Origin of the sequence: Agrobacterium sp. YIC 4121 (assembly GCF_002008205.1) — a bacterium.
GTDB lineage: Bacteria > Pseudomonadota > Alphaproteobacteria > Rhizobiales > Rhizobiaceae > Agrobacterium > Agrobacterium leguminum.
The window spans coordinates 37,498-56,068 of record NZ_MRDI01000017.1; the positions used below are offsets into that span (position 1 = coordinate 37,498).

At 61.9% G+C, this 18,571-nt stretch carries 13 protein-coding genes; 11 read left to right on the forward strand and 2 right to left on the reverse strand.

Annotated features, from left to right (window positions below; translation table 11 throughout):
• The 5 genes from BTE54_RS16240 to BTE54_RS16260 all read left to right on the forward strand — a co-directional run bounded on the left by BTE54_RS16240 (position 1) and on the right by BTE54_RS16260 (position 6,668).
• Positions 1–1,149 carry an ROK family protein gene (locus tag BTE54_RS16240; RefSeq protein ID WP_078053152.1) on the forward strand — a complete coding sequence of 383 codons (1,149 nt, stop codon included), beginning with the start codon at positions 1–3 and terminating at the stop codon, positions 1,147–1,149.
• A 197-nt stretch (positions 1,150–1,346) separates the two neighbouring features.
• Positions 1,347–1,853, forward strand: coding sequence for a sigma-70 family RNA polymerase sigma factor (locus BTE54_RS16245; protein WP_078053153.1), 507 nt, complete (start codon positions 1,347–1,349; stop codon positions 1,851–1,853).
• Between the two features lie 84 nt (positions 1,854–1,937).
• Positions 1,938–2,906: a FecR family protein gene (locus tag BTE54_RS16250; protein ID WP_078053154.1), complete on the forward strand. Its 969-nt coding sequence runs from the start codon at positions 1,938–1,940 to the stop codon at positions 2,904–2,906.
• A 109-nt stretch (positions 2,907–3,015) separates the two neighbouring features.
• Positions 3,016–5,445 (forward strand): TonB-dependent siderophore receptor, encoded by a 2,430-nt coding sequence (locus tag BTE54_RS16255; protein ID WP_078053155.1) that lies wholly within the window; start codon positions 3,016–3,018, stop codon positions 5,443–5,445.
• Positions 5,445–6,668, forward strand: a complete 1,224-nt coding sequence (locus BTE54_RS16260; protein ID WP_078053156.1) for an MFS transporter — start codon at positions 5,445–5,447, stop codon at positions 6,666–6,668. The genes BTE54_RS16255 and BTE54_RS16260 overlap by 1 nt, the downstream gene beginning before the upstream one ends.
• Positions 6,669–6,724: 56 nt before the next feature.
• On the opposite strand, the gene BTE54_RS25445 is transcribed toward BTE54_RS16260, so the two are convergent.
• A complete protein-coding gene (locus tag BTE54_RS25445; RefSeq protein ID WP_078053157.1) occupies positions 6,725–8,707 on the reverse strand; it encodes a phosphatase PAP2 family protein in 1,983 nt (660 codons plus the stop codon).
• 253 nt (positions 8,708–8,960) lie between these two features.
• Complete coding sequence (locus BTE54_RS16270; RefSeq protein ID WP_031233411.1) at positions 8,961–10,241, reverse strand: ABC transporter substrate-binding protein; 1,281 nt, start codon at positions 10,239–10,241, stop codon at positions 8,961–8,963.
• 194 nt (positions 10,242–10,435) lie between these two features.
• On the opposite strand from BTE54_RS16270, the gene BTE54_RS16275 reads away from it, so the two are divergent.
• Genes BTE54_RS16275 through BTE54_RS16300 form a run of 6 tightly spaced genes read left to right on the forward strand, consistent with a single transcriptional unit; the run spans position 10,436 to position 18,570 of the window.
• Complete coding sequence (locus tag BTE54_RS16275) at positions 10,436–12,958, forward strand: hypothetical protein (protein ID WP_078053158.1); 2,523 nt, start codon at positions 10,436–10,438, stop codon at positions 12,956–12,958.
• A 13-nt stretch (positions 12,959–12,971) separates the two neighbouring features.
• Positions 12,972–14,066, forward strand: a complete 1,095-nt coding sequence (locus tag BTE54_RS16280; RefSeq protein ID WP_065655324.1) for a glycoside hydrolase family 105 protein — start codon at positions 12,972–12,974, stop codon at positions 14,064–14,066.
• The gene (locus BTE54_RS16285) at positions 14,063–15,415 is read left to right on the forward strand and encodes a glycoside hydrolase family 28 protein (RefSeq protein WP_078053159.1); all 1,353 of its coding nucleotides are present in this window, start codon (positions 14,063–14,065) and stop codon (positions 15,413–15,415) included. Before BTE54_RS16280 ends, BTE54_RS16285 begins: the two co-directional genes overlap by 4 nt.
• Entirely contained in the window at positions 15,415–16,521 is a 1,107-nt protein-coding gene (gene ugpC / locus BTE54_RS16290) for a sn-glycerol-3-phosphate ABC transporter ATP-binding protein UgpC (protein ID WP_078053160.1), read from the forward strand. The genes BTE54_RS16285 and ugpC overlap by 1 nt, the downstream gene beginning before the upstream one ends.
• 1 nt (position 16,522) lies before the next feature.
• Positions 16,523–17,518, forward strand: coding sequence for a sugar ABC transporter permease (locus BTE54_RS16295; protein ID WP_020808843.1), 996 nt, complete (start codon positions 16,523–16,525; stop codon positions 17,516–17,518).
• Positions 17,519–17,520: 2 nt separating this feature from the next.
• Positions 17,521–18,570, forward strand: coding sequence for a carbohydrate ABC transporter permease (locus tag BTE54_RS16300; protein ID WP_020808844.1), 1,050 nt, complete (start codon positions 17,521–17,523; stop codon positions 18,568–18,570).
• The last annotated feature ends 1 nt before the right edge of the window (position 18,571 follow it).

The window sequence follows — 18,571 nt, forward strand, 5'->3', positions numbered from 1 at the left end:
ATGACCATGGATCAGACCCAGCCCCAGAGTTTCGACCGCCAGCCGCTTGCCAGCGAGAATGAGCGCCTCGTTCTCGATATCATCCGCCGCCACGGCCCCATTGCCCGCGCATCGATCACCGGTCACACCAACCTGACGCAGCAATCCGTGCACCGGCTGATCGAAGGCCTGCTGGAGCGCGGACTTCTGCAAACCGGGGCACCGCTCAAGGGCACGCGCGGCCAGCCGAGCCCCACCATCGAACTGGTGCCGGAAGCGGCCTATTCGCTTGGCATTTCCATCAACACAGATTCCGTGGTGATCTGCATCGCCGATTTCCGCTGCGACGTGATTGTCGAGGAAAAACTGAAGATGCTTCCGGAGGACCGGGAGGAGACGCTTGCGGCTTTGTCGCAGAGCCTCGAACGGCTGCTCTCGGAACACGGCATCCCGCGCGAGCGTCTGCTTGGCCTCGGTTTTTCCATGTCCGGCTTCTTCGTGTCGGAAGACCGCGCCTTCAATGCGCCGGAACCATTGCGCGACTGGTCGCTGATGGACCTGAAGCCTATCCTTGAGGGGAGATTCCACCTGCCGGTCTGGCTGGAAAACAACGCCACTACGGGAGCGATCGGTGAAAGCCTTCGCGGCGTGGGCTCCTGGTGCCAGACCTTTGCGTACTTGTCGTTCAACTACGGTTTCGGCGGCGGGTTGATCCTCGGTGGCCAGCCGTTTCACGGCTTTCATGGCAATGCCGGCGAATTCAGCGGCATATACAGCCCGGATGAATCGCCCAAACGCCCGGCCCTGCAATATCTGATCACCACCTTGCAGAAAAACGGGGTCGATATCCATTCCATCGAGGCGCTTCACCAGCGGTTCGACCCCGCATGGCCGGGCGTCGAGGAGTGGCTCACCGAGACGATGCCGCAGGTGGACAGGCTGGTGGCGAGCCTGATAGCGGTTCTCGATCCGCAGGCTATCGTCTTTGGCGGGCAATTGCCGCGTGCGCTTGGCCGGATGATGATCGAACGCACGCACATGCCCTCCCGGCGCGAACATCGTTACGGTGTCGGCCCAAAGGAGGCGAAGCTGGTTCTCGGCGAGGCTAAGGGCGATCCCTCGGCTCTCGGCGCGGCGCTGTTGCCGCTCAGGGTGCGTTATTTCCTGTAACTCAGCCCAAGCGGCCTGATGTAATCCCGCAACAATCATCACGGAAACGTGAGCCTGATTTCGCCCCCGGTTTTTTACTGGTTGGCAGCTTGCATCCGAAGGCGATAAATATGATTAGAAATATCATGTTTATCGCGACATGACGCAGCATATCCGCCTGCTTCATGCGCCAGGCCAATACGTCACCGGGTCGATTGATGAGCAAAGCCCTGTTACAGGTTCTCGATGCCGAGGAGGAAAGCCGCCTGATGCGGTTTTTCCGTCGGCGCCTGCAGAACCGGGAAGACGCTGCCGACGCCATGCAGGAAACCGTGCTGCGGGCGCTGGAGGTTTCTCATGCGACGCTGATCGACAATCCTCAGGCCTATCTCTTCCAGATCGCCCGGTCCGTCGCCCGCCTGACAGCCATTCGCCAGTCGCGTGAGCGGCCGTTATTCGCACCTTACGAAGCGGGCTTTGCCGTTGCCTGCGAAGAGCCGGGGCAGGAGCGGATCGTCGCCGGGCGGCAGCACCTTATTTTAATGGCGCGGGCCATCGAGGCACTGCCCAAGCGTTGCCAGCAGGTCTTCGTGCTCAGCCGCCTGCATGGCCATTCCAACGGCGAAATCGCCGCCCTTCTCGGCATTTCCCGCAACATGGTGGAAAAACACATCATCAAGGCGCTGCTGCACTGCCGTCAGGTCCGCGCGCACATAAAAATGTAGACCGGCATCAGGTGTTCGCATCCTTTTTCACTCTATAAGGGAAAAGGACCACATCTCAGCACGCAACAAACGGCAGATCAGGACATGAACAAGCGCCCGGACGGTCTGAAGGATAACGGCTTGACCGATGACGGTCTGGCCGAAGAGGCCGCGCTGTGGGTGGCGCGCATGCAATCGGCAGACGCGACAGAAGCAGAGCGCGAGGCGTTTCATGTCTGGCTGCGGGCCGATGCCGCCCATGCCAGCGCCTATGAGGACATGCGGAGCCTCTGGGGTGAGCTTGGCGATATCGAGCTTGCGCCGGTCGAGCAGCGAAAACGGCGCGGACCTCGCCGGGCAATGCTGGCGGGTGTTGCCGGTCTCTGCCTCATCGGGCTTGCAGCGCTGTTTGCGGAGAAAAGCGGATTGAAGGATCGCTGGCAGGCGGATTATTACACCGAAATCGGCGAAACACGCCTGCTTTCGCTGGAAGACGGCAGCCGCATCAGCCTGAACACCGACACGGCGATTGCGGTTCATTATTCGCAAAAGGAACGGCGTATCACCCTTCTTCGCGGCGAAGCCTATTTCGATGTCGCCAAAAACCCGGAGCGGCCTTTCATTGTCGAGGATGGAGCGCTGACAGCAAAAGCGCTCGGCACCCATTACTCGGTGCGCACCGGCAATGGCGCGCTGCCGCAGGAGGTGCAGGTGGAGGAAGGCCGGGTGGAAGTGACCACAGGCGCCGAGATCGCCGTGCTGACGCCCGGAGAGGCCGTGACCCTTGGTGGCGACGGCAGGCTGGTGCGCGCCCGCAAGGATGTCGCCAACAGCATGGCCTGGCGCGAAGGCAAGCTCGTCTTTTCCGGCCAGCCGCTGCGCGAGGTTCTCGATATTCTCTCGCAATATCGCCGGGGCCGCATCGTCATCCTCGATGAGGCGGCGGCGAGGCAGCACGTCTCCGGCATCTTCGACCTGAAGGACACGGATCAGGCGCTCACCATTCTCGAAGAAAGCCTTCCCGTTTCCGTATCGCGACTTTCCGGAATGCTGGTTTTCGTCCGCTCGCGATAAAATAACTTTTTTCGCAGATCCGACGTCAGGAGTCGGCCCGCCTTTTCACTCTAGGCAATCAGGACCCGTTTAATCGGGGGGCATGAGATCACGAGTGAGAGGGAATGACATGAATTTGGGCAAGCAGGCACGCGGCTGGTTCTGGCTGACGACGACGGCGATCATCGGGGGTATCGTCGCCGCAGGTCCGGGCGCCATGACCGCCAGCGCGCAGACACCGCCCGCCGCAAGCGGCGCACCCGCCACCGTCACCGTGTCCATTCCCGCAGGGCCGCTGGAAAACGCCATTCTGAGCTTCGGCCGCCAGGCCAATCTGCGCATGGTCTACCCCTCCGCGATCACCAGGGGCCGCGGCACGGCCGGCGTCAAGGGCACGCTCAGCGTATCGGCGGCCGTCAGCGGGCTTCTGGCCGGATCGGGACTGAACTACGCATTGGCCGGCGGCAATACCGTCCGCATTTTCGATCCCGCCAGCCAGACCGGCGAAGGCGGCGGTTCGGCTGCCGCCGGCAGCACCCTGCTTGCGCCGATCACCGTGCAGGGCACCGGCCTTGAAGGCGCCAGGGGCATCATCGAGAGCAATGGCTATGTCGGCAAATCCGGCCGCACCGCCACGAAGACCGATACGCCGGTTGCCGAAACAGCCCAGTCGATCACCACCGTCAGCCGCAAGCAGCTCGATGACCTGAAGCCGCAGAACCTCTCGGAAGCGCTGAACTACACGCCCGGCGCGCGCATCGGCCAATATGGCGCGGAGCCGCGCTTCGACGCCTTCAAGGTGCGCGGCACCGATCTCAGCACCACCGGCATCTTCCGCGACGGCCTGCGGCAGGTCAGCAGCCAGAACGGCAGCGCCCGGCTTGAGCCCTATGGCGTGGAAGCGGTTTCCATCCTGCGCGGTCCCGCCGCCTCCATCTATGGTGCCAGCAGTTCCGGCGGCATTGTCGATATCATCTCGAAACGCCCGACCGAAGAGACGCTGCGCGAGGTGGAGCTGCAATATGGCTCCTTCGGCCGCGTTCAGGGCGCTTTCGATCTTTCCGGCGCCGTCGATGACGAAAAGACCATGCTTTACCGCCTGACCGGGGTGGCCCGCGACGGCCGCAACGACATCAGCGCCATCAAGGACGACCGGCTGTTCATCGCGCCGGCCTTCACCTTCCAGCCGGATGCCGGCACCAAGCTGACGCTGCTCGGCGAATATATGGACAGCACCACCGGCGGCACCTGGGGATACATCAACAATTACGGCAGCGACGGCAAGTCGATCGGCGCGACGCCGGTTTATGGCGGCGATTCCCGTTTTAATGATTTCGAGCAGAAACAATGGCGTATCGGCTATGAGTTCGAGCATGAAATCAACGACAACGTCACCTTCTACAGCAAGGCGCGTTATTCGGCCCTTTCGGCCGACCAGCAATGGGTCTTCGCCAACTATCCCGGCATCACCATCGAAGACAATGAAGGCGTCTCCGCCGACAATTACCTGAAGACAGAATTCGACACAGGCCCGGCGAAACATACGCTGCTGACCGGTATCGACGTCAGCCACATGTCCTACACCTCGAAACAGGGCAATGGCACCAGCCCCTTCACCGACACCTTCACCTATGTGCCTGATGTGTCGCTGATACTGAAGCAGAGGATGAACACGCTCGGGATCTATGCGCAGGATCAGGTCGAAATCGACCGCTGGCGCCTGACGGCCGGCATTCGTCACGACTGGCTGGACACCGAATATCAGGCCCAGACCGTCGGAGACGCAACGGCCCCCACCTATGACGGCGATGAAACCAAGACGACCGGCCGCGCCAGCCTCGGTTATGTCTTTGACAGCGGCGTGATGCCCTATGTCAGCTACGGCACCTCCTTCGTCGCCAATCCGGGCGTCATCATCACCACGGGAACGGTAACGGGTCAGGCGCAGCCGACGGTCGGCAAGCAATATGAACTCGGCGTGAAATATGCCCTGCCGCAATATAACGCCCTGCTGAGCGCCGCCTTCTTCAATCTCGATCAGGACAATGCGACGGTCTACGAGACCTCATCCGGCATCAACCTGCTGCGCCAGCTCGACCTGCGCTCGCGCGGCGTGGAACTCGAAGCCACGGCCTCGCTCGACAATGGCTGGAGCCTCATCGGCTCCTATTCCTATAACGACGTTGAAATCACCAAACTGACGTCGGAAACCGTGGGCAAGCAGCTCAATTCATCGCCCTATCACACCTTCTCGCTGTGGGCCGATTACGAGTTCCAGAGCGGCGCGCTCGAAGGCCTCGGCATCGGCGCGGGGCTGCGTTATGTCGGGTCGAGCTTCGGCGACAACCAGCACACGCCCATTCTCGACAACGAGGCCCGCACCTTCGTCGACGCCTCGCTGCGCTACGATCTCGGCAAGGCCCTGCCCTCGCTGGAAGGTGTGAAACTGCAGATCAACGCCACCAACCTTCTCGACGAGGTGAAACAGGTCTGCACCACGGGCTTCTGCTATTATGACGAAGGCCGCAAGGTCGTCGGCAGCATCCGGTATCGCTTCTGATGCTGCAGCAGAACCCTGCCACAACCAAGCCGTCGCCGGCCGCCGTCTTCGTGGCAGTCGGCGGGCTTTATGTCGGCCAGAGCGTGATTGGCGGGCTGACCTTTCTCGGCCTGCCGGCGGTGCTCAGAACCGCCGGACTGCCGCTGGACCAGATCGGCCTGCTTTATCTCGTCGTTCTGCCCTGGGCGCTGAAATTCCTCTGGTCGCCGCATGTGGAGCGTTACCGGCTGCCGCCCGTCGGCAGGAACCGGTCTCGGGTGATCGTCGGCACGGGCATCACCGCCTGCGCCTGCGGCCTCGCTGTTCTTGCTTTCACCGGCCCGTCCCCGGTTTCCGTCGCAATCGCCATCCTGTCGGTGATCGCACTGGTAACGGCGACAGTCGACATCGCCTGCGACGGCTATGCGGTCGAAACGCTGGCGGAAGAGCATCATGGCTGGGGCAATGCCGCACAGGTGGGCGGCTCCTATCTCGGCTCCGCCATCGGCGCCGGCCTGTTTCTGGTGCTGGTGGAGCGCGCCGGCTGGACGAGCGCCACGCTGGTCATGGCCGGGCTCGTCATCCTGCTCGCGCTCCCCTTCCTGTTCGGCCCGGCGGCCAAAACGGTCACGCAAACACGGGACCACCTGCCATCGATCAAAAACGCGCTCAAGCGACGGGAAGTCCGCACCGGGCTTCTGGTCGCGGCTGTTTATGTCGCGGCGCAAAAATGGGGTCTGGCAATGCTCGGCCCGTTCCTGGTCGATTACGGTTTCGATCTCGCCACCATCGGCGCGCTGAATGGCGTGGGCAGCATGATCGTCGGTTTCGCCGGCGCGCTGCTCGGCGGCACGCTGGTACGCCTCTACGGGGCGTCACGAATCCTGCTCATCGCCATCTTCGTGCAGACGGCGCTGTTGTGCCTTTTCGCCTATTTCAGCGTTCATCGCGATATTTCGCAATGGGTCGTCATGGCGGTTGCGGTGGCAAGCTCGTCGGGCATCATGTCCATCGGCTTCGTCGCGCTTTACGCCTGCTTCATGGGCTGGTCCGACCCGCGGCAGGCCGGGGTCGATTTCACCCTGTTCCAGTGCATGGATGGCGTTGTCGGCATGGTCGGCGGGCTGGGCGCAGGCGCGATCGCCGAAAAATTCGGTTATCAGGCCTCCTTCATCATTGCCGCCATCGTGTCGGTGCTCGCCGCACCGGTCATCTTCCTGCTGATGCGACGGCAGAATTCTTGAACCGAAGCCCCGGGCGCGGCGGCTTAAACCGCGCCCGGCAGGCCTCTTGCATCGGCCTATTCGACCACCACCGAAAGTGCCGAACCGGTATAGACCGGCCGCAGCTTCACATTGCCCGCATCTATCGAGGTAAAGGTTCCGGTCAGACCGTTGGCGGAGATCACATCGAGCCGCGTGCCGGCGGGTGGCGCGCCGCCATCGAAAGCGAGCTTCAGCGTCGCGCCGTCCAGCACCGCATTGCCCTTGATCCGAAGCGCAGCCTTCTGCGGGTCGACCGCCAGCGTGCCGCCCGACTGCGTATAATCGCCGCCGATGACAAGATCCGTCTCTCCGCCGAGCGAAAGCGTGCCGCCGCTGACCAGCACGCCGCCGGTTCCAAGCGCATCGGCAGATGACGCCACCAGCGTTCCCTCCCTGAGAATGGTGCCGCCGCCATAACTGTTATGGCCGCCAAGCGTCAGCGCTCCGCTGCCGGATTTGACGAGACGCCCTGCCCCGGCAATATCGTTCGTCCATCTGTCCGCCGCATTGAACCCGCCGGCGGCAGCGTCCATCGTCACCTCGACATCGCCGTCAAACGCGCCGTAACCGCTGGCGGCAGCGACCAGATTGATGCGACCCCAGCCATTGCTGTCATCCAGCAGCGGATAACCGGCCTCGATGCCGGTGGAAAACAGCACAGCGCGCCGCTGGGCGGCATCGAGATAGGGCAAACGTGTCTCCAGCAGGACCTCCGCCCCCTTCGGCACCACCATGGGCGCATCGCCTGCGGCCCTGTCGCGGCTGAAGGAATAGGTCATGCGCCTGCGATAATCCGCCCCGTTCTTCGCCGCATCGGCAAATTGGTCGACATCCGGCTTTGCGCCATGGGCGAAATCGATGAGCGACTGGCCCTGCGGCAGGCGCTTAGTGAAATAGGCCTGCAAGGCCTCATGCGCCGCCTTCTTCACCTCGGCATTTTTCGGGTCCTGCAACATAGCCGCGGCCATGGCGGTTGCGGTGATGCGGCCGCCGATCACGTCGAGCGGCGAATGCATGCCGGCGACGATGCGGCTCTCGCCGAGTTCGGAGGCAGCCGTCAGCAATTCGGAAAAGCGCTCCGGCACCGCATAGGCATAGGCGATGGCGGCCAGATAGGCGGCATTGGTGTGCCCGCTCGGAAAACCGCCATCCTTGCCGCGCCCGCGATTTTCCCGCGCATATTTCAGCGCCGGCACGGTGACGCCCGGATCGCTGTCATGGCTTTCGAAGCTGCGGTCGCCAATCGTCTCCTTGCCGGTTTCGATCACCTCGCCTTTGTCGTTCATGCGCCAGGGCCGCGGTGAGGAATAGAAATACTTCGCCGGCGACGTCGTGCCCTCCGGGCCGCGGATCACCTTCATGAAGGCGACGAAATCCTTCAGTTCGCTATCGGCGGTACCTGCCTCGGTGCCCTTATCGTCTTCCTTGCGGGTGATGACCTCGTTCGGGTCGAAATCAGCGAGCGTATGATTGATCGTCGTCGTTGCGCCCGCCCCTTCGCGATACCAGGCAGCAAGCGGCCCCATTCCGTCGATGACACTGTAACCCTGCGAACGGCGGTCATTCATATAGGCTTCGAAAGCGGCAGCGCGCGTGCGGTTCTCGCCGGTGACGGACAGCACGTAACGCATGTTTTCCTGCCAGACCGCGGGATCGACGATCTTCACATGGCTGAAATCCGCCGGGCCATCGCCATTGGCGCCGCCATCCGCCCATTTTTCATCGCCAAGCGTCCAGATGCGGTTGAAACCGGAGAGGATTTCGATGATCGGGTTGTCCCGGTCATCATAGGCGCGAACCGCCTCGCCCTTCTCATTCTTGCCGGTCTGGTTGCGATAATTGTCGGCAAGCGGCAGCGGATATGTTGCCGCCGGTTCCGGCACCGTGATGGCATAACCCTCACCTGCCGGCCCGGTGCGATCGAACGCCTGCGCGCCCGGAACCAGAACCAGCAATGCGACGGAGGCGAGCAGGCTCGAACGTGCGGAAAAGAAAGACGACATTTTCAGTCTGGCCATGACGAATCCTATGATTTTCAGCGAGTGACGCGTGACGAAAACAGGCGGCGCGGCGTTCCGCGCGCCTCATCGTCAGGTTTAAACGGAGCGTATTTCAGTTTTTCGATGGGCCGCCGGGAACGGCTCCCTGCGGCAATTGCTCCAGCGAAAATGCGCCGCCTTCGGAAAGAAACGGCGCGATATGCCCGGAGCACCCCTCCGGGCATATCCTTCGAGAGCTTCATCATTCCGCCGGAGGCGGACGGTCGGGCCGTTATTTCTTGACCGCGACGGCCTCGTTGATCTTGGCGACGTCATCTTCCAGAACCTTGTAGGTCTGGTCGAGCGTCAACTCACCGACGATGAGCTGGCTCATGCGCTGCACGATCTGCTGATACATGGCGCTGCCGCCCTTGGCGCGTTCGAACTCACGGGCGGCCTGCGGCACGTTCTTCTTGTTGTCGAGGAACACCTTCATCGCCGCCTTGGCGTCTTCGCTCTTCAGCTTGTATTGCGGATCGACGATCTCCGCGCCGGTCAGGATGACGTAGTTCTCGGCGATTTCCCGCTGCACCTTTTCAGAGCCGAGGAATTCGATGAAGTGAGCCACATCTTCCGGATATTTGGTGCGCTTGAAGCCGACAATGGCGGTGCCGCCGGGCATGGCGTAGCATCCGGCCTCACCGCAGGGCGCATTGATCGCCGTCCATTCGAAACTGTCGCCGATCTTGTTCTGGAACGGATTCACCATCCAGTTGCCGGCCAGATAGGTCACGACATTGCCGTTGACGAACTCGTCACCCATGTTCTTGTACTGCGAACCGCCGGCCGCACCCCACATCTCTTTTGGGAAGCTGCCATTCTGCGTCCATGAATAGATATCGGCGATATATTTTTTCGCCGCATCGTCCGGGAAGCTGAACTTGCCGTCCTTCACATAGGTCGCGCCATAAGCAAAGGCGCCGCCGGAGAAGCGGTGGCCGGAACGGTCCATGGTGAAGGGAATCTGCACGCCGGTCGCCTTGGCGACACGGGCGGAGGCCTCGACGATCTCGCTGAACTTTGCGGTTGGGCCGGGCAAGGGTTCGCCCGCCTGCTCGAACAGCGTCTTGTTGACGAAGGGCAGGTTCAGCGTCTGCGATGCCATGTAACCGTTGATCGACTGCGGATCGTTGACATTGGGCAGGCGAAGCTGGTTGAGGCTGGAACCGTGCAACTTCGCGAAGGCTTCCGCATCCTTCATATAGGGGCGCATGTCGAGATAATAGGGCGCAAGCTGCCAGTCGGTGATCTTGGCGATGTCAGGACCTTCGCCGACCGCCAGCTGCACCGGCAGCTGCTTGGAAACCGCGTCATAACCCGAAGACACGAAATTGATCTTCACACCCGGATTGGCCGTCTCGAACTCCTTGCTGAGTTCCGACATGCGCTGCACATAACCCTGGTCGTCATCCGTAAAAAGGAAAGTAATCGTGCGGGTCTCGGCCTGGGCCGTCGCAAGACCGGCGACAGAGGCCACCACAAGGGCGCTGACGCCCGAAAACAATTTCATCATGCTCATCCTCCCAATGAAAATATTTTCATAAATCGAACGAAAGCTCCTCTGCTTAATTCGATTTATAATGTTTTGCGGCTTGACAGAATAAACGTCAAGCTGTTTGTTTTGCATAAATCGCACAAATCGACGCGGAAAAGCGAAAATCGGATTGTGAAAATAATTTCATAAAGATCGACGGGAGGCGATCCATTATGACGGATGGACCATTTGCGGCGAACGCGTCGCAGCCGACATATACCGTCGCAAACGGCGAAACGGTGACCGCCTGGATCGTCTCCGATCTGGTGGAGACGTCGTTTCCCGGCACCGCAGCCCCCGCCGAAGACCGCGTGAACTATCGTTTCATCAACGGTTTCGTGGATGTGGGCGACCTGCCCTGCCGCAAGGCCTTCCAGCAGACCATGATCGGCCGCGATATCGCACCCGATACCAGCTGGCCGGTATCGCACCTCAACCTGCCGGGTTCCAATCGCCGCGTCGAATTCACCGGTTTCTGGCATGTTCCCACCCATGTGCAGCGCTGGCTGAAGGGCACCTTCCGCAGCGATGCGGCAAGACAGGCGCATTTTCGGCTGCGTACCTGCGGCGGCGTTCGCATCTGGGTCGGCGGCGTCGAACAGGTCCGTTTCGAACCTTTCATCCGCAATGTCGAAAACAGCCGTGACATCACGCTCGATCTCGCGGCCGGCGACAACGAGGTGCTGCTGCTCTGCGAGGATCTGGCGGAACGCGACATCATCTGGTTCTTCGAACTTGAGGTCGTCGATCCTACGCCGCTGACCGTCGTGCTGCCCGTACCGCTCGACCGGGAGGAGACGAAGCGTCTCGCCGCGCTGGTGCGCGATGTTCGCCCGGCGCGTGACGTGTTTTCCGGCACAGCCCTCGAACTGGTCTTCGGGGCGGCGCCAGCTAGCGACCTGCCGGTGCACATTGCCGTCAAAAGCCATGGGCATGAGCGCGCTTCGCTCGCGGAAGTGGATACGGTGCTGAAGGCCGGGCAATCCTCGCTGAAGATCCCTGAAACGACAGGCATTTCGGACGGATATCACGGTGTCAAAATCACCATGGGTTCGGGAGCGGGAACGGTAACCCGCGTCATCGACGCGGCGTTCATGCATGATATCGCGCCGGAAGCATCCGATGCCGATATCAACGAGCGAAAAAAAGCCGCTCTCTCCTTCAGCGCCCGTTTCGGTGCCTGGCGCATCGGCCGCGCGCTGGCGATGGTCGCCACCGGCAGCGACGATATCGAGACGATCGGCGGGATCGTCGATGCGACGCTGCATTCCATCGATCGGCGGGAAGACTGCTCCGATTTCGTGATGATCCCGCTTCTGTGGCTGGTGCGCGCCTATGGGGACCGCCTGCCGGCCGAGATGCGGGCGCGGATCGATGCCTCGATCCTCGGCTATCGCTACTGGGTGGACGAACCGGGCAATGACGTCATGTGGTTCTGGAGCGAGAACCATGTTCTCTGCTTCCACACCAGCCAGTTATTGGCTGGCGAATATCTGCCGGATGCCGTATTCACCGCCTCCGGCCGCACCGGCAGAGAACAGGCGGCGCTGGCGGCAGACCGGCTGGAGCGCTGGTTCGACAGCGTCGAGGCACATGGCCTCGCCGAGTGGAACTCCGCTGCCTACTATCCGGTGGATTTCATCGGCCTTCTCGCCATCGAACATTGGGCGGGACCAGAGCTTGCCGCCCGCGCGCGCCACCAGATCGATCTCATCTTCGAAATGATCGCGTTGCACACGCTCGGCGGCGTTCCCTCCGGTTCGCAAGGGCGGGCTTATGACAAGGAGCTGCGCGCCGGGCCGCTGACAGAACTGGCGCCCTTTGCGCAGGTCGCCTTCGGTCAGGGCTGGCTGAACAATGGCGTTGCCTCGCTGCCGATGTTCTGCTGCGGCGATTACCTGCCACCGGCGCACCTTGCCGCCCTTTCCCAACTTGAGAGTGGCCGCATGGTCGAGGCGCGTTATGCGCAGGGTCTGGAGCCCGGCAAGCTCGTGCTCTTCAAGAACGAGGCCGCCCAGCTTTCCACCGTTGTCGATCACAAGACCGGCCGCAAGGGCCATCAGCAGCACGTCATGGACATCAAGCTTGCCGGCCACCCGATGGCGCGGCTCTGGGTCAATCATCCGGGCGAAGACGATCCGTGGGGCACCCAGCGCCCCTCCTATTGGGCGGGAAGCGGCATCCTGCCGCGCGTGGCGCAACATCGCGATCTGGCGATGCTGATCTTCGATACGCAGGATCACCGCAACGACTGGACCCATGCCTATCTCGGCCGCGACGGGCTGGACGAGGTGCTGGTGGAGGGCAACTGGCTCATCACCCGCTCGGGCCACGGCTTTGCCGCACTTTATGCGACCAACGGGCTTCAGCCCATCACCACCGGCGCCACCGCCAGTCGCGAGATCAGATCGCCCGGCCGTCGCGCCGGCTGGGTCGGCATCATCGGCTGCGGGGATGTCGAGGAGTTTGCCCGTTTTCGGGAAAAAACCCTCGCCACGCAGATCAGCTTCGATGCCGAAAGCCGGCTGCTCTCAGTCACGCCACCGGGCGGGCCAGAACTTACTCTCAACTGGGACGGCGCCTTCACCATCGGCGGACAGGCCATGGCCTTCGACCATGACCACCCGCAACCAAAAATCACCTTCGACAGCGCCGACCCAGCTTCGGGCAGCGCTGCAAAACCCTTCTACTCCTAAGCGGAATTGACAGATGAACCAGCCAAGCATGGAAAAAGACACTCTCAGGACGACGATCGACAATGTCGCCGCCGCCTTCAGCCGCCTCAAGGGCATTCAGGAAGGTCTGGTCAGCGGCAGTTCCGATGGCAAGATCCAGTTCGACGAATGGGACTGGGAAGTGGGTGTCGGCCTTTACGGCTTCCTGCGCCGGGCGCTCGCCGCCAACGACCAGAAGGCATTGGATGACCTCGTGACATGGTACGGCTGGCAGATCGACCGTGGCCTGCCGCCGCGCCAGATCAACAGTTCCGCGCCGATGCTGCCGCTTGTCATCCTCACCGAACATGTCGACCGGCCGGATTTCCGGGCGCTGGTGGAAGACTGGGCCGACTGGCTGGTGCATCAATTGCCGAAAACCGAAGATGGCGGCTTCCAGCATGTCGTCAAGGAGCGGCTGAATGAGGGCGAACTCTGGGACGACACGCTGTTCATGGCATGTCTGTTCCTCGCCCGCGCCGGCGTCGTCTGCAAACGTCAGGACTGGATCGACGAGGCGGTTTACCAGTTCATGATCCATACGCGCTATCTCTCGGACCCCGTCACCGGGCTCTGGTATCACGGCTGGACCTTCAACGGACGCCATAATTTCGCTGACGCCTTCTGGGCGCGCGGCAATTCCTGGATCACCGTCGCCATTCCCGAACTCTTCGAACTGGTGCCGACGCTTGGCGAAAAGGACAGGCGTTTCCTCGCCAATGTGCTGGCAAGCCAGGTGCGGTCGCTCAGGCAATATCAGCGCGAGGACGGCATGTTCCACACACTGCTCGATGACCCGACATCGCCGGTAGAAACGTCAGCCACGGCCGGTATCGCCTATGGCATTCTGCGCGGCATCGAAGCCGGCATTCTCGGCGAAGAAAATCGCCCGCATGCGGAACGCGCACTGAAGGCGGTGCTTGGCAATATCGACGATGAAGGCGTCGTCCACGGCGTTTCCGACGGCACGCCGATGGGCCACGATCTCGATTTCTACCGCCGCATTCCCAATCTGCCCACGCCCTACGGGCAGGCACTGACCATGCTGCTCCTGATCGACGTTTTTCTGAAAAGGCCAAAGGCATCATGAACATCAGTCAGGACATCACAGTCGCGGCGGGTGGCCTCGATGCCACGGCAGCCATCCAGCAGGCTATCGACACCGTGTCGGCCGCAGGCGGCGGGCGCGTGTCTCTCTCGGCCGGGCGTCACGTCAGCGCCGGCCTCCATCTCAAAAGCGGCGTGGAACTGCACCTTGCGGAAGATGCGGTACTTGCCCCCGTTTCCGATTACGACGCCTATGCCTTGACCCGGGTTTCGGTGATTGCCGAAGACTCCGATCGCGGCATGATCATCGCCAGCGGCGCAAGCAATATCGCCGTCACCGGTCCCGGCCGCATCGAGGCCGGCGGTGAAAACTTCATCGTCGGCGACGACAAGGCCATGGGCACCTATGTCCCGGCAAAAAAACGCCCACGAGTGATGGTGCTGGAAAGCTGCCGCAACGTGCGCCTTGAAAACCTCTCCGTCAGTGGTTCGCCGATGTGGACGTTGCACATGGTCGATTGCGAAGACCTTCATTTCCGCAATCTGCGCATCGAAAACGACCGCCGCCTGCCGAATACCGACGGCATTGTGCTCGATGCCTGCCGGCGCGCCCTGATCGAGGATTGCTTCATCTCGACCGCCGATGACGGCATCTGCCTGAAGACCAGCGCCGGGCCGGATGGCGAGGCGGTGGGAGCCTGCGCCGATATCACCGTTCGCCGCTGCACCGTTTCCAGCATGAGCTGCGCGCTGAAGCTTGGCACGGAATCCTTCGGCGATTTCACCAATGTCGCGTTCGAGGATTGCAAAATCGTCCAGTCCAATCGCGGCGTCGGCCTGTTTTCCCGCGATGGCGGCGCGATGCGCAACATCCGCTTTTCAAGGATCGAGACCGAATGCCACGAAACGCCGGGCGGCTTCTGGGGTTCGGGTGAGGCTGTCACCGTCACCGTCGTCGACCGACGCCCCGAGCGTCAGGCCGGCAGCGTCGACAATCTGGTCGTGGAAGACTTGAGCGGCTCCATGGAAGGGGCGATCAACCTCGTCGCCATATCGAAGGCCGGCATTCACAATGTCCGGTTGGAGCGCATCACGCTGTCGCAGCAACCCGGCAAGCTCGGCACCGGCCTGCAATACGATCTGCGCCCAACCAATGCGGATATTGCGCCAAGCCCCCATGCCGCCGGCCGCGCCAATGCCTGGACGCAGGATGCTGAGGGCAGGATCGTCGGAATGGAGGATTATCCCGGCGGAATGCCGGCGGTCTATCTTGCCGGCGTGGAAGGATTTGCGGCCCGCGATGTCGCCATCAAAAGAACGACGCCCTTGCCCGAGGGCTGGAACAGCCAAGAAATCGTCGCGACGACGAACTTGCCCGAAGGGAGCAGGTGATGGGAAGTCTGAAACTCGAAAACCTCAACAAGGCGTTCGGCGCCGTTCATGTGCTGCATGACATCGATCTTCAGATCGAGAACGGCGAATTCGTCGTCTTCGTCGGCCCTTCGGGCTGCGGAAAGTCGACGCTGCTGCGCATCATCGCCGGACTCGAGGACGTCACCGCCGGCACAATCGCTATCGGCGGGCGCGATGTCAGCGCGCTGTCTCCGGCCGAGCGCAAGATCGCCATGGTCTTCCAGTCCTACGCGCTTTACCCGCATATGAGCGTGCGCAAGAACCTTGCCTTCGGCCTGGAAAACCTGCGTTTCAAGCGGGCGGAAATCGAAAGCCGCATCAATGAGGCCGCGCGGATGCTCGCCATCGAGCCCTATCTCGACCGCAAGCCGAAACAGCTTTCCGGCGGCCAGCGCCAGCGCGTCGCCATCGGCCGCGCCATCGTGCGCGAGCCGGATATCTTCCTGTTCGATGAGCCGCTTTCCAACCTCGATGCGGCGCTGCGCGTGCAGACACGCGCCGAAATCACCCGCCTGCATCGCGATATCAAGACGACGATGATCTATGTCACCCATGATCAGGTGGAAGCCATGACCATGGCCGACAAGATCGTGGTGCTGCGAGCCGGGCTCATCGAGCAGGTGGGCAGCCCGCTTGAGCTTTTCGACAATCCGCGCAACCTTTTCGTTGCCGGCTTCCTCGGCTCGCCGCGCATGAACATGCTGAAGGGCACGATCACCAAGGGCAGCGACGGTAGCATCGCCATCGACGCCGGCTACGGTGTGTCCCTGCCCTGCCTTGTCGATCCGGCAGCCGTCAGCTCCGGGCAGGCGGTTCTCGCGGGCATCCGCCCCTCGCATTTCACCATCTCCGACAGTGCCGGCCTGCCATTCGAGGTGCAGTATCACGAAAGTCTCGGCACCGAGACCTATCTCTACGGCAATCTCCAGGGCGAGAAAGAGCAGATCATCGTGCATCAGGCGGGCCATTTTGCCCCCGCTTCCGGCTCGGTGCTGAAGATCATGCCGGCGCGGGAAAAGGTGCATGTCTTCGATCCCGCCACCGAACTGGCGTTGCCGCGCCTGAACAGCGAAGGGAGAGGTTAGCATGGCCAATCCGACGCTTGCGAGACTGTCCGACCGTGCGCTCGATGCCGTGATGGCGATTGCCGAAGTGCCGCTCAACTTCATCGAGCGGCTGATCGGCAAAAGGCGCATGCCTTATATTTTCCTGATGCCGAACCTCGTTCTCTTCGGCATCTTCACCTTCCTGCCGATTGCCATTGCCGTCGGTTACGCCTTCACCGGTGGCACCGAACTTCTCATTACCGACCGCCCCTTCGTCGGGCTGGAAAATTTCGGGAAGCTGCTGGATTGCCAGAGCTACATGGACCCCGGAAGCTGCCGGGAATCGCTGTTCTGGACCGCGATCTGGAACACGCTGTGGTTTGTCGGCTTCAACGTCGTCGCCACGCTGCTGGTCGCGCTCATCACCGCCCTCATCCTCAACCGGGCGATTGCCGCGCGCGGTTTCTTCCGCGCCATGTTCTTTTATCCGGTGCTGCTGTCGCCCGTCGTCATCGGCCTCATCTGGAAATGGTTCCTCGACCGAAACGGCCTGCTCAACGCCTTTTTCCAGATGCTCGGCGTGCCGCCGGAAATCTTCCTGCTGGATGTCGGCTGGTCGCGTTTCTTCGTCGTGGTGGTCTCGGTCTGGTTCCACATGGGCTTTTATACGCTGATCCTGCTGGCCGGCCTTCAGGCCATCCCGAAGGACCTTTATGAAGCCGCCGCCATCGACGCCGCCTCGCCCCGGCGCACGCTTTTCCGCATCACCCTGCCGCTTCTCGGCCCCAACCTGCTCGTCGTGCTCATCCTCCTGATGATCCGCTCGGTGCAAATCTTTGATGAGGCATGGGTTCTGACCAATGGCGGCGGGCCGGGCACGGCCAATACATTCGTCGTGCAATATATCTACCAGATGGCCTTCGGCAGCGATCTGAGGCTGTTCGGCCTTGCGTCCGCCGCATCGGTTCTGATGGGCCTTGTGCTTCTCGCGCTGACGCTCGTGCAACTGCGCCTCGGCAAAAAGATGGAGTCCTGACCATGTCCAACGCCGTCTCCTTCCTCACGCGCACCCGCCGCCCCGGCCGGATCGGTCTCACCGATATCCTGTCATGGGTCTGGCTCATCGGCGGCACGCTCGCCGTCCTCATCCCGGTCGTCTGGGCCGCCATGTCATCGCTGAAACCGGAAGCCGAAATCACCCGGTTTCCGCCGAGCCTTCTGCCGCGCGCCGCCGTGCAGGTGGACGTGCAGGGTTACGACAAGCCGCTCAGCCTCTGGAAAGCCCCCATCGACGGCATGGAGCGGGAAATGGCCATGGTCCGCCGCATCGGCCTGAAAGCCCAGATGGTCGACCCCGCCAATCCCGGCCCACCGGTCAGCGTCGATACGCGGGAAATAACACCCGTCCAGAAACTGACTATCGCGACGGAGAACTTCACCGATCCGCTCACCCGCTTCAGCTTCCTGACCTTCCTCAAGAACTCGGTCTTCGTCACCTTCGTCGCAACCGTCCTGACGCTGATCGTCAATGCCATGGCCGCCTTTGCGCTGTCGAAGTACCGCTTCCGCGGCGAGAAGGCGATCTTCGTGCTGATCATCTCCACCCTGATGATCCCGCTCACCGTCGTCATGGTACCGGCCTATCTGGTCATCGTCGGCGTCGGCCTCGTCGACAATCTCTGGGGCGTCATTATCCCAACGGTTGCGACGCCGACCGGCGTGTTCCTGCTGCGGCAATATATGCTGACCATTCCCGATGAGCTGATCGAGGCGGCCCGCGTCGATGCGGCAAGCGAATTCCGTATCTTCTGGCGCATCATCCTGCCGCTGACGGCGCCGGCGCTTGCGGTTCTCGCCATCTTTTCGGTGCTTTGGCGCTGGAACGACTTCCTCTGGCCGCTGATCGTTCTCAGCAGCCGCGAGAACTTCACGCTGCAGGTGGGGCTGAACGCCTTCCAGGGCGAGTTTTCGGTGCAATGGCACTATATCCTCGCCATGACCTTCCTCAGCCTGGCGCCAGTCACCGTCGTGTTCCTGTTCCTGCAGCGTTACATCACGACAGGGATTGCCGGCACGGGGATGAAATAAA

Coding starts and splice junctions, on each gene's coding strand:
- ugpC (WP_078053160.1), top strand. CDS start 15,415: ATGGGAAGTCTGAAACTCGAAAACCTCAACAAGGCGTTCGGCGCCGTT.
- BTE54_RS16260 (WP_078053156.1), top strand. CDS start 5,445: ATGCTGCAGCAGAACCCTGCCACAACCAAGCCGTCGCCGGCCGCCGTC.
- BTE54_RS16275 (WP_078053158.1), top strand. CDS start 10,436: ATGACGGATGGACCATTTGCGGCGAACGCGTCGCAGCCGACATATACC.
- BTE54_RS16250 (WP_078053154.1), top strand. CDS start 1,938: ATGAACAAGCGCCCGGACGGTCTGAAGGATAACGGCTTGACCGATGAC.
- BTE54_RS16270 (WP_031233411.1), bottom strand. CDS start 10,241: ATGATGAAATTGTTTTCGGGCGTCAGCGCCCTTGTGGTGGCCTCTGTC.
- BTE54_RS25445 (WP_078053157.1), bottom strand. CDS start 8,707: ATGGCCAGACTGAAAATGTCGTCTTTCTTTTCCGCACGTTCGAGCCTG.
- BTE54_RS16245 (WP_078053153.1), top strand. CDS start 1,347: ATGAGCAAAGCCCTGTTACAGGTTCTCGATGCCGAGGAGGAAAGCCGC.
- BTE54_RS16280 (WP_065655324.1), top strand. CDS start 12,972: ATGAACCAGCCAAGCATGGAAAAAGACACTCTCAGGACGACGATCGAC.
- BTE54_RS16295 (WP_020808843.1), top strand. CDS start 16,523: ATGGCCAATCCGACGCTTGCGAGACTGTCCGACCGTGCGCTCGATGCC.
- BTE54_RS16285 (WP_078053159.1), top strand. CDS start 14,063: ATGAACATCAGTCAGGACATCACAGTCGCGGCGGGTGGCCTCGATGCC.
- BTE54_RS16240 (WP_078053152.1), top strand. CDS start 1: ATGACCATGGATCAGACCCAGCCCCAGAGTTTCGACCGCCAGCCGCTT.
- BTE54_RS16255 (WP_078053155.1), top strand. CDS start 3,016: ATGAATTTGGGCAAGCAGGCACGCGGCTGGTTCTGGCTGACGACGACG.
- BTE54_RS16300 (WP_020808844.1), top strand. CDS start 17,521: ATGTCCAACGCCGTCTCCTTCCTCACGCGCACCCGCCGCCCCGGCCGG.